This is a genomic window from Pseudomonas sp. B2M1-30 (genome assembly GCF_025447575.1).
GTDB classification, from domain to species: domain Bacteria; phylum Pseudomonadota; class Gammaproteobacteria; order Pseudomonadales; family Pseudomonadaceae; genus Aquipseudomonas; species Aquipseudomonas botevensis.
Genome location: NZ_JAOEJT010000003.1, coordinates 287,904 through 309,797 on the forward strand (window position 1 = coordinate 287,904; position 21,894 = coordinate 309,797).

Below are 21,894 nucleotides of genomic sequence, written 5' to 3' on the forward strand. Positions count from 1 at the left end.
TCTTTCGGCTCACGGCTAATCTTGCCGCCAGCTGATGCCACGCAACTGTGGCAACCATGAGGATAAAAATATGGCTACCACCACCCTTGGGGTCAAACTCGATGACCCGACCCGCGAGCGCCTGAAGGCTGCCGCGACCTCGATTGATCGCACACCGCACTGGCTGATCAAGCAGGCAATTTTCAATTACCTGGAAAAACTCGAGGGTGGTGCAATCCTGACCGAGCTGAGCGGTTTGACCGCAAAAGACAGCGACGATGCCGGCGACGTCCATACCGACCACGCCCATCAATGCTTCCTCGAATTTGCCGAAAGCATCCTCCCGCAATCGGTGCTGCGCGCCTCCATCACCGCCGCTTACCGCCGTCCCGAGCCGGAAGTGGTGCCGATGCTGATCGAGCAGGCGCGCCTGCCGGCACCGATGGCCGAAGCCACCAACAAACTCGCAGCAAACATCGCGGAAAAACTGCGTAACCAGAAAAGTGCCGGCGGTCGTGCAGGCATTGTTCAGGGGCTGCTGCAGGAATTTTCCCTGTCGTCCCAGGAAGGCGTGGCGCTGATGTGCCTGGCCGAAGCGCTGCTGCGGATCCCGGACAAGGGCACCCGCGATGCGCTGATCCGCGACAAGATCAGCACCGGCAACTGGCAGCCGCATCTGGGCAACAGCCCTTCGCTGTTCGTCAACGCCGCGACCTGGGGCCTGCTGCTGACCGGCAAACTAGTGTCGACCCACAATGAAGCCGGCCTGACTTCGTCCCTGAGCCGGATCATCGGCAAGAGCGGCGAGCCGATGATCCGCAAGGGCGTCGACATGGCCATGCGCCTGATGGGCGAGCAGTTCGTCACCGGAGAAACCATCGCCGAAGCCCTGGCCAACGCGAGCAAGTTCGAAGCCAAGGGTTTCCGCTATTCCTACGACATGCTCGGTGAAGCCGCGCTCACCGAACACGACGCACAGAAGTACCTGGCCTCGTACGAACAAGCGATCCACTCGATCGGCAAAGCCTCCCACGGTCGCGGGATTTATGAAGGCCCGGGCATTTCCATCAAGCTGTCGGCCCTGCACCCGCGCTACAGCCGCGCCCAGTACGAGCGCGTGATGGAAGAGCTGTACCCGCGCCTGCTGTCGCTGACCCTGCTGGCCAAGCAATACGACATCGGCCTGAACATCGACGCCGAAGAAGCCGACCGCCTCGAGCTGTCGCTGGATCTGCTCGAGCGCCTGTGTTTCGAACCGCAACTGACGGGCTGGAACGGCATCGGTTTCGTGATCCAGGCCTACCAGAAGCGTTGCCCGTACGTGATCGACTACGTGATCGACCTGGCGCGCCGCAGCCGTCATCGCCTGATGATCCGTCTGGTGAAAGGCGCGTACTGGGACAGCGAAATCAAGCGTGCCCAGGTCGAAGGCCTGGAAGGCTATCCGGTCTACACCCGCAAGGTGTACACCGACGTTTCCTACATCGCCTGCGCCCGCAAATTGCTGTCGGTGCCGGAAGTCATCTACCCGCAGTTCGCCACGCACAACGCCCACACCCTGTCGGCGATTTATCACATTGCCGGTCAGAACTATTACCCGGGCCAGTACGAATTCCAGTGCCTGCACGGCATGGGCGAGCCGCTTTACGAACAAGTCGTAGGCAAAGTCTCCGAAGGCAAGCTGAACCGTCCGTGCCGCGTGTACGCTCCGGTCGGCACCCACGAAACCCTGCTGGCGTATCTGGTACGTCGCCTGCTGGAAAACGGCGCCAACACCTCGTTCGTCAACCGCATTGCCGACCAGTCGATTTCGATTCAGGAACTGGTGGCCGATCCGGTGGCGAGCATCGAGCAGATGGCGACCGTGGAAGGGGGTTTCGGCCTGCCGCACCCGCGCATTCCGCTGCCGCGTGACCTGTATGGGTCCGAACGCGCCAACTCCAGCGGCATCGACATGGCCAACGAACATCGTCTGGCGTCGCTGTCCTGTGCCCTGCTGGCAACCGCTCACAACAACTGGAAAGCCGCACCGATGCTCGGTTGCGCGTCCAGCAGCGAAACGCCGGCGCCGGTGCTGAACCCGTCGGATCACCGCGACGTGGTCGGCCATGTGCAAGAAGCCACCGTCGAAGACGTCGACAACGCCATCCAGTGCGCCCTGAACGCCGCGCCGATCTGGCAGGCCACACCGCCCGCCGAACGCGCCGCGATTCTGGAACGCGCCGCCGACTTGATGGAAGGCGAGATCCAGCCGCTGATGGGCCTGCTGGCTCGCGAAGCCGGCAAAACCTTCGCCAACGCCATCGCCGAAGTCCGCGAAGCCGTCGATTTCCTGCGTTACTACGCGGTGCAGGCACGCAACGATTTCAGCAACGACGCTCACCGCCCGTTGGGTCCGGTGGTGTGCATCAGCCCGTGGAACTTCCCGCTGGCGATCTTCAGCGGTCAGGTCGCCGCCGCACTGGCCGCCGGTAACCCGGTGCTGGCCAAACCGGCCGAACAGACCCCGCTGGTCGCCGCGCAAGCTGTGCGCCTGCTGCTCGAAGCCGGGATTCCGGAAGGCGTGTTACAGCTGCTGCCGGGTCGCGGTGAAACCGTCGGCGCCGGTCTGGTGGGCGACGAGCGCGTCAAAGGCGTGATGTTCACCGGTTCCACCGAAGTTGCACGGCTGCTGCAACGCAACATCGCCGGACGCCTGGACAACCAGGGCCGGCCGATTCCGCTGATCGCGGAAACCGGCGGCCAGAACGCCATGATCGTCGACTCTTCGGCTCTGACCGAACAAGTGGTGATCGACGTGGTGTCCTCGGCCTTCGACAGCGCCGGCCAGCGTTGCTCGGCCCTGCGCGTCCTGTGCCTGCAGGAAGATTCCGCCGATCGTGTGATCGAAATGCTCAAGGGCGCCATGGCCGAATCGCGCCTCGGCAACCCGGAGCGTCTGGCCGTGGACATCGGCCCGGTGATCGACGCCGAAGCCAAGGCCGGCATCGAGAAGCACATCCAGGGCATGCGCGACAAAGGTCGCAACGTGTACCAGGTGGCAATCGCCGACAGCGAAGAAGTCAAACGCGGCACCTTCGTCATGCCGACCCTGATCGAACTGGAAAGCTTCGACGAGTTGCAGCGCGAGATCTTCGGCCCGGTGCTGCACGTGGTGCGCTACAAGCGTAAAGAGATCGATCAACTGATCGGCCAGATCAACGCTTCCGGCTACGGCCTGACCCTCGGCGTGCATACCCGCATCGACGAGACCATCGCCAAGGTCATCGACACCGTCAATGCCGGTAACGTCTACGTCAACCGCAACATCGTCGGTGCCGTGGTCGGCGTCCAGCCGTTCGGTGGCGAAGGCCTGTCGGGGACGGGTCCGAAGGCCGGTGGCCCGCTGTACCTGTACCGTCTGCTGTCGACACGTCCTACCGACGCCATCGAACAATCCTTCGCTCGCGTTGATGCTGCCGTGGCGCCGGATGTGCGTCTGCGCGACGCCATGAGCAAACCGCTGACCGCCCTGAAAGCCTGGGCCGACAGCAACAAGTTCGCCGACCTGAGCACTCTGTGCGTGCAGTTCGCGGCGCAGTCCCAGAGCGGCATCACCCGCGTGCTGGCCGGCCCGACCGGCGAACGCAACAGCTATGCGATCCTGCCGCGCGAACATGTGCTGTGCCTGGCGGAAGTCGAAGGTGACCTGCTGACGCAACTGGCGGCGGTACTGGCCGTGGGTGGTTCGGCAGTCTGGCCGGAATCCGACGCCGGCAAGGCCCTGTTCGCACGCCTGCCAAAGGACATTCAGGCGCGGATCAAACGGGTTTCCGACTGGAACAAGGACGATGTGGTGTTCGATGCCGTTCTGCATCACGGCCATTCCGACCAGTTGCGCGCGGTCTGCCAGCAGGTCGCCAAACGCGCCGGTGCCATCGTTGGCGTTCAGGGCTTGTCCCAGGGCGAGACCAACGTGGCGCTGGAGCGCCTGGTGATCGAGCGGGCGTTGAGCGTCAACACCGCAGCGGCGGGTGGTAATGCCAGTCTGATGACCATCGGTTAATCAACGACCCGGTCAGCAAAATAAAAATGGGCGCCCTCACCGGCGCCCATTTTTTTGGCCTCTCCATCACCGTTATCAATCTTCCTGTTCAACCTTTATTCGCACACCTAGACTCGGCCCATTCCAAAAAAAGGTAAGCCGCCATGTCCGAGACGCTGCTCAGTTCCCGCAATCTGGCTTTCGAGCTATATGAAGTCCTCGATGCCGAAGGCCTGACCCGGCGCGAGCGGTTTGCCGAGCACAACCGCGAAACCTTCGATGCGGCCATCGGCACCGCCCGCAGCATCGCCGAGAAGTATTTCGCGCCGCACAACCGCAAGGGTGACGAGAACGAGCCGCGCTACGAGAACGGTCAGGCGATTCTGATTCCCGAGGTGAAACCGGCGGTGGATGCGTTTCTCGAGGCCGGTTTCCTCAACGCCGCACGCAGCTTCGACGCCGGCGGGATGCAACTTCCTACGCTGCTGTCCCAGGCCTGCTTCGCGCATTTTCAGTCAGCCAACGCGGCCTCGACGTCGTACCCGTTCCTGACCATGGGCGCGGCCAACCTGATCGAAAGCTTTGGCAGCGAAGAGCAGAAACGCCGCTTCCTGCAACCGATGATCGACGGGCGTTTCTTCGGCACCATGGCCCTGACCGAACCCCATGCCGGTTCCTCGCTGTCGGATATTCGTACCCGCGCCGAGCCTGCGCCGGACGGCACTTATCGCCTCAAGGGCAACAAGATCTTCATCTCCGGCGGCGATCACCCGCTGTCGGAAAACATCGTCCATATGGTGCTGGCGAAGCTGCCGGACGCACCGCCCGGCGTAAAAGGCATTTCGCTGTTTATCGTGCCCAAGTTCCTGGTCAACGATGACGGCAGCCTCGGCCAGCGCAACGACGTGCTGCTGGCCGGGCTGTTCCACAAGATGGGCTGGCGCGGCACCACCTCGACGGCGCTGAACTTCGGCGATAACGGTGAGTGTGTCGGCTATCTGGTGGGCAAACCGCATCACGGTTTGAGCTACATGTTCCAGATGATGAACGAGGCACGGATCGGTGTCGGCATGGGTGCGGTGATGCTCGGCTACGCCGGCTATCTGTACTCGCTGGAGTACGCCCGCGAACGCCCGCAGGGCCGGGTGCCCGACAGCAAGGACCCGACCACCGCGCCGGTGGCAATCATTCAGCACGCGGATGTCAGACGCATGCTGCTGACGCAGAAATCCTACGTTGAAGGGGCGTTCGACCTCGGTTTGTACGCGGCGCGGCTGTTCGACGACACCACGACCCTGGACAGCGAAGCCGAGCGCAAACAAGCCCATGAGTTGCTGGATCTGCTGACACCGATCGTCAAATCCTGGCCGTCGGAGTTCTGCCTGAAGGCCAACGAACTGGCGATCCAGATTCTCGGCGGCCACGGCTATACCCGCGAATACCCGGTGGAGCAGTACTACCGCGACAACCGCTTGAACCCGATCCATGAAGGCACCCACGGCATTCAGTCGCTGGATCTGCTCGGGCGCAAACTGGCGCAGAACGGCGGCGCGGGACTCAAGCAACTGATCCGCCTGATCGCCGAAACCGCCGAGCGCGCACGCACGTTCGAATCGCTGGACGCCCTGCGTGAGCCACTGGAGAAACTGGTGGCGCGCCTGCAAAGCGTGACCCTCGGCCTGCTGACCGACCTGGCGCAGGGCAAGGTCAACAGCAGCCTGGCGAATTCGGCGCTGTACCTGAAAGTGTTCGGGCATACGGTGATCGGCTGGCGCTGGCTGGAGCAGGCGATCCGGGCCGAGGAAGGCTTGGCCGCGGGGAATACGGCGGATGTGGATTTCTACAAGGGCAAGTTGCAGGCGGCGCGGTATTTCCTGACATGGGAAGTGCCAGGGTGTCATCAGGAGCTGGCGTTGCTGGAGGCGCGGGATGATACGTGCCTGGGGATGCGGGATGAGTGGTTCTGATCTTAAACCGCAGAGTGCCCCAGACCCTCACCCCAACCCTCTCCCAGAGGGAGAGGGAGCCAACCGGGGGATGCTGTAGAGATACGCCGACCTGAAAGGTCTTCGGCGACCCCATAATCGACTCGGTCTGGCAGCCAACCCAGTTCTGACGGGTGCACACACTCCTCAAAGCCACATCGATCAGTCCCCTCTCCCTCCGGGAGAGGGGCTTTTGACTTTCAGCTTCAGCTCAACCTGAACCCACCCATCTGCCGCGCCAGATCATCCGCCAGCCGCTGCAACATCTGGCAGTCCTCGCGACAGGCCCTGACCTCCCCCGCCGTCGCCCGGGCCAGATCGGATATGCCCTGCACGTTGCGGTTGATTTCCTCGGTCACCGCCGACTGCTCTTCGGTGGCCGTCGCCACCTGATGGTTCATGTCGCTGATGCGCTCGACCTGCCCGGTAATCGCCGTCAGCGACGCCCCGGTACGCTGGCTCGACTCCACCCCGGTGCCCGTCGCAGCCTGGCCGGTGCGCATCGACGAAACCGCGTTTTCCGCGCCCTGCTTGAGGCTGCCGATCATCTGCTGGATTTCGTCGGTGGAGGCCTGGGTACGCCGCGCCAGGGTGCGCACTTCGTCCGCCACCACCGCAAAACCACGGCCCATGTCTCCGGCGCGCGCCGCTTCGATGGCGGCATTGAGGGCCAGCAGGTTGGTCTGTTCGGAAACCCCGCGAATCACCGCCAGCACCTGATCGATCGACGCCACTTGATGCGCCAGCTCACCGACCGCCCCCGCCGCGACACCGATTTCATCGGACATGCTTTCTATATGGCGAATCGAACCGCCCACCACTTCTCGCGCCTGCAAGGCTTCATCGCGGGCCGTTTGCGAGGCGACGGCGGCGTTGCCGGCGTTCTGCGCGATTTCCTGCACGGTGAGGCCCATTTCGTGGACAGCGGTGGCGACCATGTCGGTCATTTCCTGCTGACGTCCGGAGCGCTCGGCGGTGTTATCCACAACCCTGGCGACCTGGCCGACCGCGACACGCAAGCGTTCGCTGGTGGTCAGCACTTCACCGATCATGGCGCGCTGGCTGTCGAGGAACCGGTTGAAGCCGCGAGCGAGGTCGCCCAGCTCGTCGGCGCGGCTGGAATCTAACCGGTGGGTCAAATCTCCACCACCGCTACCGATCGCTACCAGCGCGGCTGTTACCTGACGAATCGGCCGCACCAGCCCCTGGGCCAGCCACACCACCAGCGCCAGGCATACCAGCGCCACCGCCAGACCAATGCCGCTGCTCATCCACATCGCCCGCCGGGCTTCGGCGTAGATCTGCGACTGTGGCACTTCGGCCACCAGGGTCCAGCCCAGATCACGCAGGGGCAGGCTGAAGGCGAGGAAGTCTTCGCCATCGCGCTGGAAGACGGAGTTCACAGCGGTTTTTTGACCCATCACCGCTTGCGCGGCCGTCGCGCCGATCTGCTCGCTCAAGGTGCGCTTGCCGCTGAATTGCGCTTCGGGATGCACCTGGATCAAACCGTCGGAACGCACGAGATAGACCTTGCCGCGCTCGCCGAAGCTGAAGTTGTGGATCAGCTCCGACAGCTCTTTCATGCTCAGGCCGAGCCCCGCGACACCGACCACTTTGCCGGCCTGCTCCACTTTCAAATCGAGGAACAGCGCCAGCTCTCCGGTGGCCGCGTCATTGTCGATATTCAAGGTGCGGTGCTGACCGCTGTCGAGGAACGAATAGAACCAGGCGTCAGCCGGGTTGGAGCGACTGAGAGTGCGATCCAGGCCCTTTTCGGTGAAATAGTGGCTGGTTTGAGTGCCGATGATGAGTGCGGTAAAGGCTTTGTGTTCGGCGCGAATGCCTTCCAGATACTGCACGAAGGCTGCGGTTTTGCTGCTGTCTTCACCGCTGGCGAGCCAGTCGCGCACCATCGAGTTGCTGGCGATGTCCTTGGCGGCCGTCAGCGGCTGGATAAGGATGCGTTCGATGTCGTTGCGCGTCGCTTCGATGCTCGACGGCAGCGCCTGCTCGACCAGATAGCTCTGGGCGAGGCGGTTGACCACCAGGGTATAAATGCCAACCACGATCAGAATGCTCACCAGCAGGGCGGTGCCCATGCCGAGGATCAACTGCCACTGAATACTGCGACGCCAGAACTGCATGGAGCACCCCCAAAGAATAAGAGGCTGAAACACTGCAACAGCCGTGCCGATTGTATACAACGATCGTCGACAATTTATTCTTTGGTTGTGCCCAACAATTCCATCAACCCTGATTGATGGTCTTGGCGATGGTCTCGACCGTGGCGCTGACTTGCTCTTGGTAACGTTCGAGTTCTTCCTGATGCTGCTTCTTCATCTCAATCTGCTGCGAACACAGATTCATCGCCGCCAGCACCAGCAGCCGGTCGCCGATCAGGGTCGGGTACTTCTTCTTGGTGTCGGCCAGCGCAGCCTTGAGCATCAATGCCGCGTCCAGCAGGGTCTGTTCTTCCCCGGCCGGCGCCTTGATCGAATAGTCCTCCCCGAGGATGGAGATGACCTTTACCCCTGCTCCGTGGTTCATGCGCCGACAGGACCTGCGCTGACACGATCAACCAGCGCCTGAATGCGCGCGGCGGTGGCACCGTGTTTCTCTTCCTGTTCCATCAGGCTCAGTTGCAGGCTTTCGTTTTCATCCTTGGCCTGGGCCAGTTCCGTGGACAGGGTCTGGTTGGTTTGCGTCAAGGTCTGGTTCTGTTGCACCAGGTCGCTGACGAGCTGTTCCAATTGGCTGAGGGATGCTTCCAACATTTTGATTTTCCAAGCGTTTTTCAAAGGGCGCGTACGATAAAGAAAAGTCGTCGTGGATGCCAGGGTTAAACCGGCGCAAGACCTTGATTTTCCTGGCGGTCGACCGTTCTCGCGAGTGTTAGAGACTGCGATTTGCCGATCTTGTTCCTGCACTTCGTCGCCGGGCGCCGCATGCGACAAATCCGCACGGGTACTCAAGACTTTAGTCGTATGACCGATAAGTCACTCAACAGCCGTTTCAGCCCGCATGGATGCGGCCCTTCCTGGTATCCCGCCATGTCCCTTCGCAACATGAATATCGCGCCTCGCGCGTTCACCGGTTTCGCCCTGATCGGCGGCCTGATGCTGATCCTCGGGGTGTTCGCCCTGAACCAGATGAGCAAGATCCGCGGCGCCGCCGAGGACATCACCACCAGCAGCGTGCCGAGCATCAAGAGCCTCGACGAATTCACGCAACTGACCCTGCGTCTGCGCGTGCTGTCCTACCGCTTGCTGGTGAACCGTGAGCCGGATGTCCAACAGAAAACCATCGAACTGCTGGAGACGCGCAACCAGCAGATCCGCAAGGCCCAGGCCATTTATGAGCCGCTGATCACCAGTGCGCAGGAGCGCGCGGCCTACGATCAATACGTGCAGTTGCTGGGCCAGTACCGCCAGATCGAAGACCGGATGAAAACCCTGTCGCGCAACAATCAGGTGGATGAACTGCGCAACCTGCTCAACACCGATCTGCTGACCAATTCCGAAGCGGTCAATACCGTGCTCAACCGCTTGCTGGAGATCAACACCCAGCAGACCCTCGACACCAACCAGCAGGCCGCCGACCAGTACTCTTCGGCCTTCAACCTGGTGGTGACGCTGCTGGTGATCGCTACCGGTCTGACGATCCTGTTCGCCTGGCTGCTGACCCTGAGCATCACCAAGCCGATTTCGAAAGCGCTGGATGCGGCGGAAACCATCGCCGAGGGCAACCTGACCCAGCCGATCCACGTCGATGGCACCGACGAAGCCGGGCGCCTGCTGGCGGCCATGGCGAAGATGCAGTCGAAGCTGCGCGATACCTTGCAGCGGATTTCCGGCTCGGCCACGCAACTGGCGTCCGCCGCCGAAGAGCTGAACAGCGTCACCGACGAAAGCGCCCGTGGCCTGACCCAGCAGAACAACGAAATCGAGCAGGCCGCCACGGCGGTGAACGAGATGACCAGCGCCGTGGAAGAAGTCGCGCGCAACGCCGTCAGCACCTCGGAAGCCTCGAAAAACGCCACCACCTCTGCCGGTGACGGCCGTGATCTGGTGCAGGAAACCGTCAGCGCCATCGAACGCATGAGCGCCGACGTGCAGAGCACCGCGACCCTGATTGGTGATCTGGCCAACGAATCCCGCGACATCGGCAAGGTGCTGGATGTGATTCGCGGGCTGGCTGACCAGACCAACCTGCTGGCCCTCAACGCCGCGATCGAAGCGGCCCGTGCCGGTGAAGCCGGTCGCGGGTTTGCCGTGGTCGCCGATGAAGTTCGCGCCCTGGCTCACCGCACGCAGCAGTCGACCAGCGAGATCGAGCGGATGATCGGCAGCATCCAGAGCGGCACCGAACACGCCGTGGATTCGATGCGCAACAGCACCGAACGCGCGGAGTCGACCCTGAACATCGCCCGTGGCGCCGGCCTGTCGCTGGACACCATCAACACCGCCATCGTCGAGATCAACGAGCGCAACCTGGTGATCGCCAGCGCGGCCGAAGAGCAGGCGCAGGTAGCGCGGGAAGTGGATCGCAACCTGGTGAACATCCGCGACCTGTCGGTGCAATCGGCGACCGGGGCGAATCAGACCAGTGCAGCGAGCAATGAGCTGTCGCGTCTGGCGCTGGATCTGAACAACATGGTTGGGCGGTTCAGCCTGTAAGAGGCAAGATCAAGAGCCCCCTCACCCCAGCCCTCTCCCGGAGGGAGAGGGCGCAGATCGGGGGACTTTCAGATCTTGAGTTCGGCTCGATATTTCAGGTCGATGCATTTCGCAAAAGCGCCCCGATCAGTCCCCTCTCCCTCCGGGAGAGGGTCAGGGCGAGGGCAGTAATCGCCAGCCGAACCCGACACCCGAGAACGCCTGCGCAAAAACCTTTTTGACAGCATCACATTTCAACAGGTTAGAATCGCTGGCACGCAGACTGCATGGTCAGTTTGCGCCCGTCTTAACGCTTTCCGGAGTACTGCCTTTGAATGCGACGACCATCAACAGCCTGTTCTTGATCGGCGCGTTGCTGGTAGGTGCAAGCATTCTGGTGAGCTCACTTTCTTCACGCCTCGGCATCCCGATTCTGGTGATCATCCTTGCGGTCGGTATGACCGCCGGGGTCGATGGCGGCGGCATCATTTTCGACAACTACCCCACGGCCTATCTGGTCGGCAACCTCGCCCTGGCGGTGATCCTGCTCGACGGTGGCTTGCGCACCCGGGTCTCGAGTTTCCGCGTGGCCTTGTGGCCGGCGCTGTCGCTGGCGACGGTCGGGGTGTTGATCACCACCGGGCTGACCGGCATGGCCGCGGCGTGGCTGTTCGACCTGAATCTGATCCAGGGCCTGCTGATCGGCGCCATCGTCGGCTCCACCGACGCCGCAGCGGTGTTCTCGCTGCTCGGCGGCAAGGGCCTGAACGAACGGGTGACGGCCAGCCTGGAAATCGAGTCCGGCAGTAACGACCCGATGGCGGTGTTTCTCACCGTAACCCTGATCGACATGCTCGCCAGCGGCCAGACCGGCCTGCACTGGAGCCTGCTGACGCACCTGATCCGCGAGTTCGGCATCGGCGGGGTGATCGGCCTCGGCGGTGGCTGGCTGATGCTGCAACTGGTCAACCGGATCAACCTTGCCGCCGGCCTGTATCCGATTCTGGTGATCGCCGGCGGTCTGGTGGTGTTCGCCCTGACCAACGCCCTGCACGGCAGCGGCTTCCTCGCCGTGTACCTGTGCGGTCTGGTGATCGGCAACCGCCCGGTGCGCAGCCGCCACGGCATCCTGCACATGCTCGACGGCATGGCCTGGCTGGCGCAGATCGGCATGTTCCTGGTGCTGGGGCTGCTGGTCACCCCGCATGATCTGCTGCCGATCGCCCTGCCCGCCCTCGGCCTGGCGTTGTGGATGATTCTGTTCGCGCGGCCACTGTCGGTGCTGGTCGGGCTGCTGCCGTTCAAGGCCTTCCACGGCCGGGAGAAAGCGTTCATTTCCTGGGTCGGCCTGCGCGGCGCGGTGCCGATCATTCTGGCGGTGTTCCCGCTGATGGCCGGACTGCCGAATGCGCAGCTGTATTTCAATCTGGCGTTCTTTATCGTGCTGGTGTCGCTGCTGGTGCAGGGCACGAGCCTGCCGTGGGTCGCCAAGTTGTTGAAGGTAACGGTTCCGCCGGAGCCCGCGCCGATTTCCCGGGCGGCGCTGGAAGTCCACGTCACCAGCGAGTGGGAACTGTTCGTTTATCGCCTCGGCGCGGAAAAATGGTGCATCGGTTCGCCCCTGCGTGAACTGAAAATGCCCGAAGGCACGCGTATCGCTGCCCTGTTTCGTGGCCAGCAACTGCTCCATCCGTCGGGTAGTACGGTGCTGGAAGTCGATGATTTGCTGTGTGTTATCGGCCATGAACACAACTTGCCGGCCCTCGGAAAACTGTTCAGCCAGGCGCCGCAACGAGGCCTCGATCTGCGCTTCTTCGGCGACTTCGTACTCGAAGGAGACGCCCAGCTCAAAGCGGTTGCCGCCCTCTACGGGTTGTCGGCCGAGGGCATCGATCCGGACATGACCCTGGGCCACTTCATTGCCCACAAAGTCGGGGGCGCGCCGATCGTTGGCGACCAGGTGGAGTGGAACAACACCCACTGGACTGTTGCGGTCATGGAAGGGAACAAGATCGCCAAAGTGGGCGTCAGATTCCCCGAAGGAAGTCGCCCCGGCCCCGGGCTCTTCCTCTAAACTGCGTCCACTCTCACTTGCTTGCCCGGTCTCTATGCCTACCCTGCGCTCCTTTTTCGTCGCGGCCCTGCTGGGCCTGAGTCTTTCTGTCGGCCCGCTGCAAGCCGCCGAACCGCCGTCCAGCGAAGCCGTGCAGGCCAGCCTGGACAAGATCGCCGACCGCAAACTGCCGGAAGCCGATCAGAAAGCCCTGCAAACTGTCCTGCAAAACACGCTGACCCAGCTCGGCAACCGGCGTGACTACGAGCAGAAGCTGACGGATCTCAAGCAGCAACTGGCGACCGCGCCGAAGCAGACCGTCGAAAATGCCCGCGAGCTGACACGCCTCAAGGCCAGCGCAGTGGTGCCGGTAGCGCAGCGTTTCCCCAAGGAGACCATCCAGCAGCTGGAGCAGATGCTCACGGAGCGTTCGACCCAGCAAAGCGATCTGCAAAAGAGCCTGGCCGACGCCAACAGCCTGATCATCACCGCCCAGACCCGTCCCGAACGTGCCCAGGCCGAGATCGCCAGCAGCCAGACGCGCATCCAGCAGATCAACAACATCCTCAAGACCGGCAAGGACAGCGGCAAGACCCTCAGCGGCGAGCAGCGCGACCTGCTCAACGCCGAGCTGGCGGCGCTCAATGCACTGATGCCGCTGCGCCGCCAGGAACTGGCCGGCAACAGCACCTTGCAGGATCTGGGCAACAGCCAGCATGACCTGCTCTCGGAAAAATCCGATCGCCTGGACCGCGAGATCCAGGAGCTGCAAACCCTGATCAACCAGAAGCGTCTGGCGCTGTCCCAGGAAACCGTCACCCAGCAATCCATCGAAGCGCAGAAGGCCGGCGGCAGCAGCCTGCTCGCCACCGAGAGCGCGGCCAACCTCAAGCTCTCCGACTACCTGCTCAAAAGCACCGACCGCCTCAACGAAGTCACCCAACAGAACCTGCAGACCAAGCAGCAACTGGACAGCGTGACCCAGAGTGACTCGGCCCTCGACGAGCAGATCAACGTGCTCAAGGGCAGCCTGCTGCTGTCGAAGATTCTTTATAAACAGAAACAGTCGCTGCCACGGCTCAAGGTCGATCGCGACCTGGCGGATCAGATCGCCGACATTCGCCTGTATCAGTTCGAAGTCAGCCAGCAACGCGAACTGCTGAGCAACCCGGCGACCTACGTCGACAACCTGCTCTCCACCCAGCCGCCGGAGCAAGTCACGCCGCAGTTGCGCAAAAGCCTGCTGGAACTGGCCAACACCCGCGCCGACCTGCTGGAACGGCTGAATCGCGAACTGAGTGCGGTGCTCAATGAATCGATCACCCTGCAACTGAACCAGAAACAACTGCTGAGCACCGCGCAGAGTCTGCGCGCGACCCTCGATGAACAGATGTTCTGGATTCCGAGCAACAAGCCGCTGGATCTGGAATGGATGCGTGGCGTGCCGGAGCGCCTGCAACGTCAGGTCGACACCCTGCCGCTGGCCTCGAGCCTGAGCGAGCTGACCGACGGCCTGACCCAGCGACCGCTGCTGTTCCTGCCACTGGCCCTGCTGATCGGCGCGCTGCTGTGGCGCCGCAAGCAACTGTATGCGCGCCTGAACAAGGTTCACCTGGACATCGGCCACTTCAAGCGCGACAGCCAGTTGCACACCCCGCAGGCGATCCTGATCAACATTCTGCTGGCACTGCCGGTAGCCCTTGGCCTAGCGCTGTGCGGCCTCGCGTTGCAGATCGACGCCCGAGGCCAGAACGCCAACATGGGCGCGGCGCTGCTGCAAATGGCCCAGGCGTGGCTGGTGTTCTACACCGCTTACCGGATTCTTGCGCCGGGCGGCGTGGCCGAACTGCACTTCCGCTGGGAAAAACCGCAAGTCGAATTCCTGCAAGGCTGGGTACGTCGACTCGGCCTGGTCGTGATGGCGCTGGTGTCCGTGGTGGCGGTTGCCGAGCTGCAACCGGCGGGGCTGGCCGATGACGTGCTGGGCATGCCGGTGGTGCTGACCTGCTACGCGCTGATGGCCTGGCTGCTCAGCCGCCTGCTGATCAGCAGCCCGACCCACGAAAACGCTTCGCTGTTCCGCAAGGCCGTCGCGGTGATGTTCACCCTGCTGCCGATCGCGTTGTTCGTCGCGGTGTGCTTCGGCTACTACTACACCGCGCTGAAACTCAGCGACCGCTTGATCAACACCCTGTACCTGCTGATGTTCTGGCTGGTGATCGAAGCCACCTTCGTCCGTGGCCTCGCCGTCGCCGCGCGGCGCCTGGCCTATCAGCGCGCCCTGGCGAAACGTCAGGCCGCGAAAGAGGCCGGTGATGGCGAAGCGGTGATCGAAGAGCCGGCGCTAGACATCGAGAAGGTCAACGAGCAGTCCCTGCGCCTGATTCGCCTGGCGCTGCTCGGCGGTTTCATCGCCGCGCTGTACTGGGTCTGGTCGGACCTGATTTCAGTGTTCTCGTACCTGGACAACATCACCCTCTACGAATACACCAGCGGCACCGGCGCCAACATGAGCATGGTGCCGATCAGCATCGGCGACATGCTCGGTGCGCTGATCATCATCGGCATCACCTTCGCCCTGGCGCGCAACCTGCCGGGCCTGCTGGAAGTGTTCGTGCTGTCGAAACTCAATCTGGCCCAGGGCAGCGCCTACGCCACGACCACACTGCTGTCCTACGTGATCGCCGGGGTCGGCTTCGTCTCGACCCTGTCGACCCTCGGCGTGAGCTGGGACAAGTTGCAGTGGCTGGTGGCGGCGCTGTCGGTCGGCCTCGGTTTCGGCATGCAGGAGATCTTCGCCAACTTCATCTCCGGCATCATGATCCTGTTCGAACGCCCGGTGCGGATCGGCGACACCATCACCATCGGCAACCTGTCGGGCACGGTGAGCAAGATCCGCATCCGCGCCACGACCATCACCGATTTCGACCGCAAGGACATCATTGTCCCGAACAAGACGTTCATCACCGGGCAACTGATCAACTGGTCGCTGACCGACACCATCACCCGGGTCACGCTCAAGCTGGGTGTCGACTACGGTTCGGATCTGGATCTGGTCAAGGAACTGCTGCTCAAGGCCGCCCGGGAAAACCCACGGGTGCTCAAAGAACCCGAGCCGCACGTGTACTTCCTGAATTTCGGCGAAAGCACCCTCGACCACGAATTGCGCATGCATGTTCGCGACCTCGGTGACCGCAACCCGGTGATCGACGAGGTCAACCGCTTCATCAACCGCGAGTTCAAGAAGCAGCACATCAACATCTCGTTCCGCCAGATGGAGGTCTACCTGAAGAACCTCCACGGCCAGGAATACAAGATGGTGCCGATCGAGCCGGAAACGAAAACCATCGTGCCGGTCGACGGCCAGAAGCCGCTGCAAGAACCACCGCCCGCCAAACTCGACTAACCGGCCTGTACCCAGCAGAATGTTCGGACATTCTGCTGGAGCCGGCCCTTGAAAGCCCTCGACGAACTGACCTTCGACAACCGCTTCGCCCGCCTGGGCGATGCGTTCTCGGCCCATGTCCTGCCCGAACCGATCGACAACCCGCGACTGGTGGTTGCCAGTCCCGCAGCCATGGCGCTGCTGGATCTCGACCCGGCGGTGGCCGACACCCAGGAATTCGCCGAGCTGTTCAGCGGCCACAAGCTCTGGGCCGATGCCGAGCCTCGGGCGATGGTCTATTCCGGGCATCAGTTCGGCGGCTACACCCCGCAACTCGGTGATGGCCGTGGCCTGCTGCTCGGCGAGGTGTACAACAACGCCGGCGAACATTGGGACCTGCACCTCAAGGGCGCCGGGCAGACGCCGTTCTCGCGCATGGGCGACGGTCGCGCGGTGTTGCGCTCGTCGATCCGCGAATTCCTCGCGTCCGAAGCGCTGCATGCACTGAACATCCCGACGTCGCGCGCCGCTTGTGTCATTGGCTCCGACACCCCGGTATGGCGCGAGAAGCAGGAACGCGCGGCGATGGTGCTGCGTCTGGCGCCGAGCCATATCCGTTTCGGCCACTTCGAATATTTCTATTACACCAAGCGTCCCGAACAGCAGAAGTTGCTCGGCGAACATGTGTTGGCGCTGCACTTCCCCGAGTGTCTGGAGCAGCCGGAACCGTATCTGGCGATGTTCCGCGAAATCGTCGAGCGCAACGCCGAACTGATCGCAAAATGGCAGGCCTATGGTTTCTGCCACGGCGTGATGAACACCGACAACATGTCGATCCTCGGCATCACCTTCGACTTCGGCCCGTTCGCCTTCCTCGACGACTTCGACGCGAGCTTCATCTGCAACCACTCCGACGACCAGGGCCGCTACTCGTTCAGCAATCAAGTGCCCGTCGGCCAATGGAACCTCAGCGCCCTGGCCCAGGCCCTGACACCGTTCATCAGCGTCGAGGCCCTGCGCGAAACCCTGGGCCTGTACCTGCCGCTGTTCCAGGCTCACTACCTCGACCTGATGCGCCGCCGCTTCGGCTTCACCAGCGCCGAGGACGACGATCAGCAACTGCTGGAGCAATTGCTGCAACTGATGCAGAACAGCGGCGTCGACTACACCCTGTTCTTCCGCCACCTGGGCGAGCAATCACCGCAACAGGCGATCGCCCGCCTGCGTGACGACTTCGTCGACATCAAAGGCTTCGATGCCTGGGGCGAACGCTACATCGCCCGAGCCGCTCGTGACGGCGATGCCGATCAAGCGCAACGTCGCGCGCGAATGCATGCGGTCAATCCGCTGTACATCTTGCGCAACTACCTGGCGCAGAGGGCGATCGAAGCGGCGCAAGGCGGGGATTACTCCGAGGTTCGCCGGCTGCATGCGGTGCTGAGCAAACCGTTCGAGGAACAGCCGGGGATGGAGAGTTATGCCCAGCGACCGCCCGAGTGGGGGAAACATCTGGAGATCAGTTGTTCGTCGTGAGCAAGATCAGATAAACACATCGATCGGAACATTGAAGCGTTCTGCCAACCAGCGAACCTGGCGCAAGTTGAGCTTGCGCTTGCCATTCAGAATTTCCGAAACGACCGATTGAGTACCGACACCCGGAAGGTCGCTCTGAGTCAGGCCGTGTTCGCGCATCATGTAACCGAGAACCTCTTCGCCACTCGCTTGAGCCATAGGGTGATGGGTACGATCCCACTCTGCGATCCAGTCACCGATGATGTCGACCAGACTCATCAGCGGATGTGACTCATCTTCGCCAGTAATTTCCAACAACTCGTCGACTGCCCGTACCAAGTCGTCGTAATCCTCTTCGCTCTTCGGTTTGCGAAGCAATGGAGAGACAAACTGCCAGTGCTCGGCAACCGTTTTGATCAAAGCACTCATACCTTTCCCTCCTTCCACTTTCCGCGATCATATTCGCGGTGATCCATTACATGCTTTATGTAGAGCCGTTGAGATCGGTAGCTGACAAAAGCAATCAACCTCAGTTTGTTGCCACCAATATCGAAAACATGAAGCTCGCCAACCTTGTCGATCACGGGAAATATCGACTTCATCGCAGAGAAATCCTTTGGATAACTCCTGCTTGCCAGACGAAACCACTGCGCCAACGCACTGGCTGCTTGTGGCCATTGTTCCTTGGCCTCTCGAATGGGTTTTTCACTGAACACATGCATGCAATATCCTTATCGCATTCTGCTATGGGGAGTTAATCATAGATCAAAATTATCGCAAGTTGCGATACAGCCAGGCAGACCAACGGCCTCGACCGGTGCAACTCAGCCTAGGCAAGACCTCAAAGGCTGCGCGATTGAAAATATGAGCAAACGTCTCCACTTAGCTTTTTATCAGCTCTCCATTGGATCTCGCTCATGACCACCCCACTCCTCATCCCCTGCCCCGCCTGCAACGGCCTCAACCGCATCCCCGCCGAACGCCTCGGTGATCAGCCCAAGTGCGGGCGGTGCAAATCCGGGGTGTTGTTGAGCAAACCGTTCGAACTCAAGCAAGGCGACTACGCCAGCCAGATCAAGGGCGACCTGCCGTTGCTGGTGGATGTGTGGGCGGACTGGTGCGGGCCGTGCAAGTCGTTTGCGCCGGTGTTCGAACAGGCGGCTGCGCAACTGGCGGGCAAGTGCCGGCTGGCCAAGCTCGACAGCGATGCCAATCAGCAGTTGTCGGCGCAATTGGGGATTCGCTCGATTCCGAGTCTGATTCTATTCAGGAACGGCCAGGAAGTGGCGCGGCAGAGCGGGGCGTTTCCGCTGCAGCAATTGATGGCGTGGCTGCGTAGCCAGGGCATCTGATCCCTCTGTGGGGGCAGGCTCGCTCCCACAGGAAAAACCGCGTGCCCTGAAGGTTCAGGCGTCTTCGAGCAGGTTGTGCAACTCGACAAACTGCTGGGTCAGTTTGTGCCGGGGATCAAAGTGAATCAGCGGCGTGCTGGCCTGGTGGGATTCGCGCATCTTCACTGAGCTGGTGAGGTAAACCGGCAGCACCGGCAATCCTTCGGCGATCAACTCGTCGAGCATCTGCTGCGGCAGGCTGGCTCGTGCCTGGAACTGGTTGACCACGATGCCTTCGACTTCCAGGCCTTCGTTGTGGTCGTCCTTCAGTTCTTCGATTTCCGCCATCAGCCCATACAGCGCCTGACGCGAGAAGCTGTCGCAATCGAAGGGAATCAGCACCCGATCGGCGGCAATCAGCGCCGATACCGCATAGAAATTCAACGCTGGCGGCGTATCGAGGTAGATGCGGTCGTACTCTTCACTCAATTCATCGAGCAACTTACGCAGCTTGTTGATCTTGTGCTTGGCCTCGAGCTTGGGCTGCAAGTCGGCCAACTCCGCCGTGGCGGTGATGATGTGCAGGTTGTCGAACGGGGTTTCGTAGATATCCGCCTGGTTTTTCTTGGCAAACGGCCCCGAGGATAGGGTCTGTTTGAAGAAATCGGCAATGCCCATCGGAATGTCGTCACCGGTGAGCCCCGTCAGATACTGAGTGGAGTTGGCCTGGGCATCGAGATCCACCAGCAGCGTGCGATAACCCTCGCTCGCGCTGACGGCCGCCAGATTGCAGGCAATACTGGATTTGCCCACGCCACCTTTCTGATTGAACACCACGCGCCGCATGACAAAACCTCCGTGTATCAAAGAATGACCGAGTGTAGTGGTGCGCAGCCCCGCTTCGCTACCTTCACGGACACGGACTACAAGGTCTGAGGCAAATATCTGCGCGCAATCAGGGCAAAGGCTGCCATTGATCGCCGATCAGCCCGACAGACAGCCCAGCGCCGATCTGCATAATGGCCAAGTGACATTTTTATCACGGTCCAACCGGTACATTTCGTTGCGCAAAATGTAACCAACATTTGCTACACACCCGTAGCACCGGGATAATGCGCGCCACTCAATGCCAAGCGCCACGCCAGGCCTGCCACAGGCTGGTGAACCAGAGCAGCAATGAAGCCCGCAGGGGCGGGATGAATCTTCGTGATCAACTTCAACATCGCCCAATGGCGCGCGTGGGCTCCCGGGCTCGACAGCGTGGAGGCCTGGCAGGCCTGGAGCCGACAACCGGTCGTGCCCGCCAGCAGCGATGCCGCGCCCGATGTGTCGTTCCTGCCGGCCATGCAGCGCCGACGCCTCAGTCGACTGGCCCGCATGGCGTTCAGTGTCGGCTGGCCGTTGGCCGAAGGCCGGGAAAACCTGCCACTGGTGTTCGTCTCCCGGCACGGCGAGACCCCGCGCACCTTCGACATCCTTAGTGATCTGGCCGGCGAACAACCGCTGTCACCGACCCAGTTCAGCCTGTCGGTACACAACGCGATCATCGGGCTGTGGTCGATCATGCGCGGCGAAACCAGCGAAATGACCGCCCTTGCCGCCGCAAGCGATGGCCTGGAACACGGCATGCTCGAAGCCGCCGCCCTGCTCGACGAAGGTGCGCCGGCGGTGCTGCTGGTGATCACCGAGGAACAGCCGCCCGCCGCCTATTCGACGTGGATCGACGACGTGCCGTTTCCTTACGCGGTGGGCCTGTTGCTGACGCCCGGTACCGACTGGCGGCTGACCCTGAACAGCACCACCGAATCACTGTCCAAAGCGCACTGGCCCCATGCGCTGAATCTGTTGCAAACCCTGCTCGGCCAGCAACCCTATTGCCAACATGCCTGGAAAAATCGTGTATGGACCTGGCAACGCAACCTGTGACCGAGAAAAACCGCGACGCCTACTACTGGCGCCTGCTGGCCACCGCCGTGAGCTTCGCCCTGTTCGGGTTGGGCGGGCTGTGCCTGCGCCTGCTGGTGTTTCCGCTGCTTTCATGGCTGCCCGGTGATGCCCTCGCGCATCGGCAACGGGCGCGGCAGACCGTCAGTCGGCTGTTCTGGTTTTTCGTCCGGTTCATGGCCCGCACCGGGGTGCTGACCTATGACATCCAGGGCTCCGAGCGCCTCGGCCGGCCGGGGCAGATGATTATCGCCAACCACCCGTCGCTGATCGACGTGGTGTTCCTGATCGGCCTGGTGCCCCACGCCAATTGCGTGGTGAAGAAAAGCCTGTGGGAAAACCCTTTCACCCGTGGTCCGCTGGGCAGCACCGGCTACATCAGCAACGACGGCAGCATGGACATGCTCGATACCGCCGCCGAAGCCTTGCAGGGTGGCCAGACCCTGATCATTTTCCCCGAGGGCACCCGCACCCAGCCCGGCCAGGCGCCGGCCTTTCATCGGGGTGCGGCGGCGATTGCCCTGCGCGGTGCGAAAATTCTTACCCCGGTGATGATCAAGGTCAGCCCGACCACCTTGACCAAGGCCGAACCCTGGTATCGGATCCCGCGTCGCCGCGTGCATTTCAGTTTTCGCGTCGGGGCCGATATAGACCCACAGACTTTCGCCACGCAAGGCCCTGCGCCGCAAGCCTCGCGCAAGCTCAACGATTATTTGCATCAACTCTTTACCAAGGAGCTCGCCGAAGATGAGCGATCTGAACACCCCTAACCTGATGCGTGACATAAAACTGCTGATCATCGACGCCCTCGGCCTGGAAGACATCAGCGTCAACGACATCGGCGACGACCAGACGCTCTTCGGCGAAGGCCTGGGCCTGGACTCCGTCGACGCCCTGGAGCTTGGCCTGGCGATCCAGAAAAAGTACGGCATCAAGATCGACGCCGACGCCAAGGACACCCGCAACCATTTCACCAACGTGGCAAGCCTCGCGGCTTTCGTCACGGCAAAACAGGCAGCTTGAGAC

General features: G+C 61.9%; 16 protein-coding genes. 10 read left to right on the forward strand and 6 right to left on the reverse strand.

What is annotated here, in order from left to right; all coding sequences use genetic code 11:
• Positions 1–70 precede the first annotated feature (70 nt).
• A complete protein-coding gene (gene putA, locus N8H74_RS07900) occupies positions 71–4,024 on the forward strand; it encodes a trifunctional transcriptional regulator/proline dehydrogenase/L-glutamate gamma-semialdehyde dehydrogenase (RefSeq protein WP_262146845.1) in 3,954 nt (1,317 codons plus the stop codon).
• A 143-nt stretch (positions 4,025–4,167) separates the two neighbouring features.
• Entirely contained in the window at positions 4,168–5,970 is a 1,803-nt protein-coding gene (locus tag N8H74_RS07905; RefSeq protein WP_262146846.1) for an acyl-CoA dehydrogenase, read from the forward strand.
• Between the two features lie 224 nt (positions 5,971–6,194).
• Here N8H74_RS07905 and N8H74_RS07910 read toward each other — a convergent pair whose 3' ends face one another.
• The 3 genes from N8H74_RS07910 to N8H74_RS07920 all read right to left on the reverse strand — a co-directional run bounded on the left by N8H74_RS07910 (position 6,195) and on the right by N8H74_RS07920 (position 8,762).
• Positions 6,195–8,132 carry a methyl-accepting chemotaxis protein gene (locus tag N8H74_RS07910; protein WP_262146847.1) on the reverse strand — a complete coding sequence of 646 codons (1,938 nt, stop codon included), beginning with the start codon at positions 8,130–8,132 and terminating at the stop codon, positions 6,195–6,197.
• Between the two features lie 103 nt (positions 8,133–8,235).
• Positions 8,236–8,535: a cell division protein ZapA gene (locus N8H74_RS07915; protein ID WP_217832018.1), complete on the reverse strand. Its 300-nt coding sequence runs from the start codon at positions 8,533–8,535 to the stop codon at positions 8,236–8,238.
• Positions 8,532–8,762, reverse strand: a complete 231-nt coding sequence (locus N8H74_RS07920) for a hypothetical protein (RefSeq protein WP_217832017.1) — start codon at positions 8,760–8,762, stop codon at positions 8,532–8,534. The genes N8H74_RS07915 and N8H74_RS07920 overlap by 4 nt, the downstream gene beginning before the upstream one ends.
• Positions 8,763–9,038: 276 nt before the next feature.
• Here N8H74_RS07920 and N8H74_RS07925 point away from each other — a divergent pair, with 276 nt between their 5' ends.
• From N8H74_RS07925 to selO, 4 genes are all read left to right on the forward strand, one after another.
• The gene (locus tag N8H74_RS07925) at positions 9,039–10,664 is read left to right on the forward strand and encodes a methyl-accepting chemotaxis protein (protein WP_217832015.1); all 1,626 of its coding nucleotides are present in this window, start codon (positions 9,039–9,041) and stop codon (positions 10,662–10,664) included.
• A 310-nt stretch (positions 10,665–10,974) separates the two neighbouring features.
• Positions 10,975–12,717 (forward strand): potassium/proton antiporter, encoded by a 1,743-nt coding sequence (locus tag N8H74_RS07930; protein ID WP_262146848.1) that lies wholly within the window; start codon positions 10,975–10,977, stop codon positions 12,715–12,717.
• A 34-nt stretch (positions 12,718–12,751) separates the two neighbouring features.
• Positions 12,752–16,102, forward strand: a complete 3,351-nt coding sequence (mscK, locus tag N8H74_RS07935) for a mechanosensitive channel MscK (RefSeq protein ID WP_262146849.1) — start codon at positions 12,752–12,754, stop codon at positions 16,100–16,102.
• A gap of 48 nt (positions 16,103–16,150) precedes the next feature.
• Complete coding sequence (gene selO, locus N8H74_RS07940) at positions 16,151–17,614, forward strand: protein adenylyltransferase SelO (protein ID WP_262146850.1); 1,464 nt, start codon at positions 16,151–16,153, stop codon at positions 17,612–17,614.
• Between the two features lie 6 nt (positions 17,615–17,620).
• Here the strand turns inward: selO and N8H74_RS07945 are convergent, their stop codons facing one another.
• Both N8H74_RS07945 and N8H74_RS07950 read right to left on the reverse strand, forming a co-directional pair.
• Positions 17,621–18,022: a transcriptional regulator gene (locus N8H74_RS07945; RefSeq protein ID WP_262146851.1), complete on the reverse strand. Its 402-nt coding sequence runs from the start codon at positions 18,020–18,022 to the stop codon at positions 17,621–17,623.
• On the reverse strand, positions 18,019–18,315 hold the full coding sequence (locus N8H74_RS07950) for a type II toxin-antitoxin system HigB family toxin (protein ID WP_262146852.1): 297 nt from the start codon (positions 18,313–18,315) through the stop codon (positions 18,019–18,021). Before N8H74_RS07950 ends, N8H74_RS07945 begins: the two co-directional genes overlap by 4 nt.
• Positions 18,316–18,510: 195 nt before the next feature.
• On the opposite strand from N8H74_RS07950, the gene trxC reads away from it, so the two are divergent.
• Entirely contained in the window at positions 18,511–18,945 is a 435-nt protein-coding gene (gene trxC, locus N8H74_RS07955; RefSeq protein ID WP_217832008.1) for a thioredoxin TrxC, read from the forward strand.
• Between the two features lie 54 nt (positions 18,946–18,999).
• Here trxC and N8H74_RS07960 read toward each other — a convergent pair whose 3' ends face one another.
• Positions 19,000–19,770, reverse strand: a complete 771-nt coding sequence (locus N8H74_RS07960; protein WP_217832006.1) for a ParA family protein — start codon at positions 19,768–19,770, stop codon at positions 19,000–19,002.
• A 354-nt stretch (positions 19,771–20,124) separates the two neighbouring features.
• Here N8H74_RS07960 and N8H74_RS07965 point away from each other — a divergent pair, with 354 nt between their 5' ends.
• The 3 genes from N8H74_RS07965 to N8H74_RS07975 are packed head-to-tail and all read left to right on the forward strand — an operon-like array spanning position 20,125 to position 21,891.
• Positions 20,125–20,850: a beta-ketoacyl synthase chain length factor gene (locus N8H74_RS07965; protein ID WP_262147107.1), complete on the forward strand. Its 726-nt coding sequence runs from the start codon at positions 20,125–20,127 to the stop codon at positions 20,848–20,850.
• Positions 20,826–21,638: a lysophospholipid acyltransferase family protein gene (locus N8H74_RS07970; RefSeq protein WP_262146853.1), complete on the forward strand. Its 813-nt coding sequence runs from the start codon at positions 20,826–20,828 to the stop codon at positions 21,636–21,638. Before N8H74_RS07965 ends, N8H74_RS07970 begins: the two co-directional genes overlap by 25 nt.
• On the forward strand, positions 21,616–21,891 hold the full coding sequence (locus N8H74_RS07975; RefSeq protein WP_217832004.1) for a phosphopantetheine-binding protein: 276 nt from the start codon (positions 21,616–21,618) through the stop codon (positions 21,889–21,891). Before N8H74_RS07970 ends, N8H74_RS07975 begins: the two co-directional genes overlap by 23 nt.
• Positions 21,892–21,894: the final 3 nt, after the last annotated feature.

Coding starts and splice junctions, on each gene's coding strand:
- putA (WP_262146845.1), top strand. CDS start 71: ATGGCTACCACCACCCTTGGGGTCAAACTCGATGACCCGACCCGCGAG.
- N8H74_RS07905 (WP_262146846.1), top strand. CDS start 4,168: ATGTCCGAGACGCTGCTCAGTTCCCGCAATCTGGCTTTCGAGCTATAT.
- N8H74_RS07910 (WP_262146847.1), bottom strand. CDS start 8,132: ATGCAGTTCTGGCGTCGCAGTATTCAGTGGCAGTTGATCCTCGGCATG.
- N8H74_RS07915 (WP_217832018.1), bottom strand. CDS start 8,535: ATGAACCACGGAGCAGGGGTAAAGGTCATCTCCATCCTCGGGGAGGAC.
- N8H74_RS07920 (WP_217832017.1), bottom strand. CDS start 8,762: ATGTTGGAAGCATCCCTCAGCCAATTGGAACAGCTCGTCAGCGACCTG.
- N8H74_RS07925 (WP_217832015.1), top strand. CDS start 9,039: ATGTCCCTTCGCAACATGAATATCGCGCCTCGCGCGTTCACCGGTTTC.
- mscK (WP_262146849.1), top strand. CDS start 12,752: ATGCCTACCCTGCGCTCCTTTTTCGTCGCGGCCCTGCTGGGCCTGAGT.
- N8H74_RS07945 (WP_262146851.1), bottom strand. CDS start 18,022: ATGAGTGCTTTGATCAAAACGGTTGCCGAGCACTGGCAGTTTGTCTCT.
- N8H74_RS07950 (WP_262146852.1), bottom strand. CDS start 18,315: ATGCATGTGTTCAGTGAAAAACCCATTCGAGAGGCCAAGGAACAATGG.
- trxC (WP_217832008.1), top strand. CDS start 18,511: ATGACCACCCCACTCCTCATCCCCTGCCCCGCCTGCAACGGCCTCAAC.
- N8H74_RS07960 (WP_217832006.1), bottom strand. CDS start 19,770: ATGCGGCGCGTGGTGTTCAATCAGAAAGGTGGCGTGGGCAAATCCAGT.
- N8H74_RS07970 (WP_262146853.1), top strand. CDS start 20,826: ATGGACCTGGCAACGCAACCTGTGACCGAGAAAAACCGCGACGCCTAC.
- N8H74_RS07975 (WP_217832004.1), top strand. CDS start 21,616: ATGAGCGATCTGAACACCCCTAACCTGATGCGTGACATAAAACTGCTG.